This window comes from Streptomyces sp. NPDC054840 (genome assembly GCF_053611065.1).
This window is the reverse complement of record NZ_JBSGZP010000599.1, coordinates 1-4,611: the sequence shown is the minus strand read 5'-3', so window position 1 is coordinate 4,611 and position 4,611 is coordinate 1. Positions and strand designations below refer to the sequence as shown.

4 protein-coding genes are annotated in these 4,611 nt (G+C 70.4%); all 4 read left to right on the top strand.

Annotated features, from left to right (window positions below; all coding sequences use genetic code 11):
- Positions 1-1,062 (top strand): carbohydrate ABC transporter permease (locus tag ACWGIU_RS30425; RefSeq protein ID WP_453711170.1); only part of this gene is annotated, 1,062 nt, incomplete at its 5' end.
- Positions 1,063-1,064: 2 nt separating this feature from the next.
- Positions 1,065-1,946, top strand: coding sequence for a sugar ABC transporter permease (locus ACWGIU_RS30420; RefSeq protein ID WP_453711168.1), 882 nt, complete (start codon positions 1,065-1,067; stop codon positions 1,944-1,946).
- Between the two features lie 51 nt (positions 1,947-1,997).
- Positions 1,998-3,587 carry a glycoside hydrolase family 13 protein gene (locus tag ACWGIU_RS30415; RefSeq protein ID WP_453711166.1) on the top strand — a complete coding sequence of 530 codons (1,590 nt, stop codon included), beginning with the start codon at positions 1,998-2,000 and terminating at the stop codon, positions 3,585-3,587.
- A complete protein-coding gene (locus ACWGIU_RS30410; RefSeq protein ID WP_453711165.1) occupies positions 3,572-4,585 on the top strand; it encodes a LacI family DNA-binding transcriptional regulator in 1,014 nt (337 codons plus the stop codon). The genes ACWGIU_RS30415 and ACWGIU_RS30410 overlap by 16 nt, the downstream gene beginning before the upstream one ends.
- The last annotated feature ends 26 nt before the right edge of the window (positions 4,586-4,611 follow it).

Below are 4,611 nucleotides of genomic sequence, written 5' to 3'. Positions count from 1 at the left end.
CCGGTCGTCACGTGGGAGGTCTCCGACGACGACGGCGCGACCTGGCGCACCGCACCGGTCGCCGCCGCCCGCGGCCGGAGCCGCAGGACTGACAGCGACAGCGGTAACCGTGGCGGTGCCCGCGGTGGAAAAGGCGCGTCCGGCCTCCGGCGCGCCGTCGGCACGCACTGGTACGCCTGGGCCATGGTCGCCCCGGTGGTGCTCGTCCTCGGCGTGATCATCGGCTGGCCGCTGGTCCGGGGCGTCTACCTGTCGCTGACCGACGCCACCGAGCGCAACGTCTCGCGCACCATCGGCGCCCGGCACATCGAGGCCACGTACGAGTTCGTCGGACTCGACAACTACGTGGCCGTCCTCAGTGACCCGGTGTTCCTGCAGCGGCTGGTGTGGACGGTGATGTGGACCGTCGCGTGCGTGTCCATCACTTTCACGCTCGGTCTGATCCTCGCCAACATGCTCAACCGGGACTTCCGGGGCCGCGCCGCCTACCGGATGGCACTCATCCTGCCCTGGGCCGTCCCCGGCTTCGTCTCCGTCTTCGCCTGGCGGTTCCTCTTCAACCGCGACAACGGCATCCTCAACAAGATCCTCGACGGTGGCGGCATCGCCGCGATCCCGTGGCTCGACGACCCGACCTGGGCCAAGTTCTCGGTCGTCGCCGTCAACGTCTGGCTCGGCGTCCCCTTCATGATGGTCGCCCTGCTCGGCGGCCTGCAGTCGATCCCCGGCGAGCTCTACGAGGCCGCCGAGATGGACGGCGCCAGCGCCTGGCAGCGCTTCCGGCACATCACCCTGCCCGGGCTGCGCACGGTGAGCATGACGGTGATCCTGCTCTCCACCATCTGGACCTTCAACATGTTCCCGGTGATCTTCCTGCTCACCCGGGGCGGACCCGGCGACTCCACCGAGATCCTGGTGACCCAGGCCTTCCGCGAGGCGTTCGTGTCGAGCCCGCGCGACTTCGCCGGCTCGGCCACGTGGGGCGTCCTGATTCTCGCCCTGCTCATGATCTTCGCGCTGGTCTACCGGCGTTCGCTGCGCAAGCAGGGAGAGGTGTGGTGACCATGTCCACTGCGAACACCGCTCGTAAGGCCACCCCCGGCAAGGCGACCGCCCGGGCCCGGGGCAGCCGCTCCCCACTCGCCTCCGCCGGCCTGCACGCCACCCTCGTCGTGGCGTCCGTGATCGCCGTCTTCCCGGTGCTGTGGATCGTGCTGACCTCGATCAAGCCGGCCAAGCACGCGGTCACCACGGACTTCGTCAAGGAACCGACCCTCGGCAACTACACGTACCTGCTGGAGCAGAGCCACTTCCTCAGCTGGTTCGCGAACTCCGTCCTTGTCGCCGGCGTCACCACCGTCCTCGGTGTCTTCATCGCCGCCACCACCGGATACGCGGTCAGCCGCTTCAAGTTCCCCGGCATGAAGCCGCTGATGTGGACCCTGCTCATCACGCAGATGTTCCCGATGGCGATCCTCATCGTGCCGCTCTACAACCTGATGGGCGACCTCGGCCTGCTCAACCAGCCGCTCGGTCTGATCATCACGTACCTCACCATCGCCGTGCCGTTCTGCGCCTGGATGATGAAGGGCTTCTTCGACACCATCCCGGTGGAGATCGACGAATCCGGCCGTGTCGACGGGCTCAACCCCTTCGGCACCTTCTGGCGCCTCATCCTGCCGCTCGCCAAGCCCGGCCTGGCCGTCACCGGCTTCTACGCCTTCATCACCGCCTGGGGCGAGGTCGCGTACGCCTCCGCCTTCATGGTCGGCGAGGAGAACCTCACCCTGGCCGGCGGACTGCAGACCTTCGTCACGCAGTACACCTCCAACTGGGGAGCCATGAGCGCCGCTTCGGTCCTCATCGCCATCCCCGCGGCGATCTTCTTCGTCTTCGCCCAGCGTCACCTCGTCGCCGGGATGACGGCAGGCGCAACCAAGGGCTGACCACCCGAGCCTGCCCCCTCTCACCCCCGGCCCGACCTCTCCAAGGACACCATGACCCAGCACCTCGCCGACGCGCTCCCCACCTCCACCGGCACGCAGCCCGGCTGGTGGAGAGAAGCGGTGATCTACCAGGTCTATCCGCGCAGCTTCGCCGACTCCAACGGGGACGGCATGGGGGACCTCGAAGGCATCCGCAGCCGCCTGCCCTACCTGAAGGAGCTGGGCGTCGACGCCGTCTGGCTCAGCCCCTTCTACGCCTCCCCGCAGGCCGACGCCGGCTACGACGTCGCCGACTACCGGGCCATCGACCCGATGTTCGGCAGCCTGCACGACGCCGACGCCGTGATCCGCGAAGCCCACGAACTGGGCCTGCGCATCATCGTGGACCTCGTCCCGAACCACTGCTCCGACCAGCACGAATGGTTCAAGCAGGCGCTGCGGGAGGGCCCCGGCACCCCGCTGCGCGAGCGCTTCCACTTCCGCCCGGGACAGGGCGCGGACGGCTCGGAGCCCCCGAACGACTGGGAGTCGATCTTCGGCGGCCCGGCCTGGACCCGGGTCGCCGACGGCGAGTGGTACCTGCACCTCTTCGCCCCCGAGCAGCCCGACTTCAACTGGGAACACCCCGCAGTACAGGACGAGTTCCGCTCCATCCTGCGCTTCTGGCTCGACCTCGGCGCCGACGGCTTCCGCATCGACGTCGCGCACGGCCTGGTCAAGGCGCCCGGACTGCCCGACCTCGGCCGCGACGAACAGCTCAAGCTGCTCGGCAACCAGATCCTGCCCTTCTTCGACCAGGACGGCGTCCACGAGATCTACCGCTCGTGGCGCCTGGTCCTCGACGAGTACGCGGGCGACCGCATCGGCGTCGCCGAGGCCTGGACCCCGAGTGCCGACCGCACCGCCCTGTACCTGCGCCCCGACGAGCTGCACCAGGCCTTCAACTTCCACTACCTGAACACCGGCTGGGACGCCGAGGCCCTGCGCGCCACCATCGACGAGTCGCTCGACTCGATGCGGCCCGTCGGCGCCCCCACCACCTGGGTGCTGTCCAACCACGACGTGGTCCGCCACCGCACCCGCTTCGGCACCCTGGAAAAGGCGCGCGCCGCCGCGCTGCTGATGCTGGCCCTGCCCGGGTCGGCGTACGTCTACCAGGGCGAGGAGCTCGGCCTCCCGGAGGTGGTGGACCTCCCGGACGAGGTGCGCCAGGACCCCTCCTTCTTCAAGGCGAACGGCCAGGACGGGCTCCGCGACGGCTGCCGCGTACCGATCCCGTGGAGCGGCGACCAGGCCCCGTACGGCTTCGGGACCGGCGGCAGCTGGCTCCCGCAGCCCGCCGAATGGGCCGGACTCAGTGTGGAGGCGCAGACCGGCGACCCGGGGTCCACGCTGGAGCTGTACCGCTCCGCGCTGCGGGTACGGCGCGCACACCCGGCGCTGGGCGCGGGTGACGGCGTCGAGTGGCTGGCCGCCCCGGCCGGCGTACTGGCCTTCCGGCGCGGAGACTTCATCTGCACCGCGAACACCACGGACGAGCCGGTACGGCTGCCCGCGCCGGGCACGGTGCTGCTGGCGAGCGGTGACCTCGCCGACCCCGATGTCCTTCCGGCGGACACCACGGTGTGGTGGCAGGGGTGACTTCCCCGCTGAGGCTGACGGACATCGCCGCGCAGGCCGCGGTCAGCGAGGCGACCGTCAGCCGCGTGCTCAACGGCAAACCGGGCGTGGCGGCCGGCACCCGGCACAAGGTGCTGGCCGCGCTCGACCTGCTGGGCTACGAGCGGCCCGTACGGCTCAAACGGCGCAGCAACGGGCTGGTCGGGCTGCTGATCCCGGAGCTCACCAACCCGATCTTTCCGGCGTTCGCGCAGGTCATAGAGCAGGCGCTGGCCGGGCACGGCTACACGCCGGTGCTGTGCACGCAGACCCCGGGCGGGGCCACCGAGGACGAACTGGTGGAACAGCTGGAGGAGCGCGGGGTTACCGGGATCGTCTTCCTGTCGGGCCTGCACGCCGACGCCCACGCGGACCCCGCGCGCTACCAGCGACTGGCGGCGCGCGGGGTGCCGTTCGTTCTGATCAACGGCTTCAACGAGCAGGTGAACGCCCCGTTCATCTCGCCGGACGACCGGGCGGCGGCGGACATGGCCGTACGGCACCTGCAGGACCTGGGGCACCGGCGGATCGGGCTCGCGATCGGTCCGACGCGGTATGTGCCGTCGGCCCGCAAGGAGCAGGGGTTCCTCGCGGCACTTCCGGCGGCGGAGGCGGAGGGGCTGATCCAGCGCACCCTCTTCACGGTGGAGGGCGGACACGCGGCGGGCATGGCCCTGCTGGACCGCGGCTGCACGGGCATCGTGTGCGGCAGCGACCCGATGGCGCTCGGCGTCATCCGGGCGGCGCGCGAGCGGGGTCTGCGGGTGCCGCAGGACGTGTCGGTGGTCGGCTTCGACGACTCCCCGCTGATCGCGTTCACGGACCCGCCGCTGACGACGGTCCGCCAGCCGGTACGCGCGATGGCGACGGCGGCGGTGGGTGCCCTCCTGGAGGCGGTGTCGGGCACCCCGGTCCAGCGCACGGAGTACGTCTTCCAGCCGGAACTGGTGGTACGGGGCTCGACGGCACAGGTGCCGTAGCCCTTTCCGGGTCGGGGGTGGGCTAC

Excerpts from the sequence above, each read along its gene's own strand:
- ACWGIU_RS30420 (WP_453711168.1), top strand. The coding sequence starts at position 1,065 with ATGTCCACTGCGAACACCGCTCGTAAGGCCACCCCCGGCAAGGCGACC.
- ACWGIU_RS30415 (WP_453711166.1), top strand. The coding sequence starts at position 1,998 with ATGACCCAGCACCTCGCCGACGCGCTCCCCACCTCCACCGGCACGCAG.